This is a genomic window from Pseudomonas sp. 05N432 (assembly GCF_056396945.1).
Genome location: NZ_JBFTMM010000101.1, coordinates 1 through 396, shown reverse-complemented (window position 1 = coordinate 396; position 396 = coordinate 1). Strand labels below are relative to the sequence as shown.

The window sequence follows — 396 nt, the reverse complement described above, 5'->3', positions numbered from 1 at the left end:
CAGCTTTTCCCGTTCTGCGTGAACTTCCCGGGCACCGGTTGATTGGCTGAGTCCAGCATTTTCAGCGTGGCGCCTGGATAACCCTCGGTGCCACTAATGACGTGGTTCTGGTCTACCGGCGAGGTCGGCTGGGTGATGACCAGTTGGGGKGGCCTTACTTTGAACGTGCGTGGTTCGCTTGCGTTGGACTCTACGCTGTTAACGGTCTGCACGGCTTTGATCGTTCTGCTCCCCACCTCCCAGGGCTGGTCAGGGGCGAATGTCCAGCTTTTCCCGTTCTGCGTGAACTTCCCGGGCACCGGTTGATTGGCTGAGTCCAGCATTTTCAGCGTGGCGCCTGGATAACCCTCGGTGCCACTAATGACGTGGTTCTGGTCTACCGGCGAGGTCGGCTGG

Annotated in this window: 1 protein-coding gene; it reads right to left on the bottom strand. The window is 59.5% G+C overall.

Annotated elements, in window-relative coordinates; genetic code table 11:
• Positions 1–396: hypothetical protein (locus tag AC1DHT_RS29445; RefSeq protein ID WP_477761612.1), on the bottom strand; the 396-nt coding region annotated here is incomplete at both ends.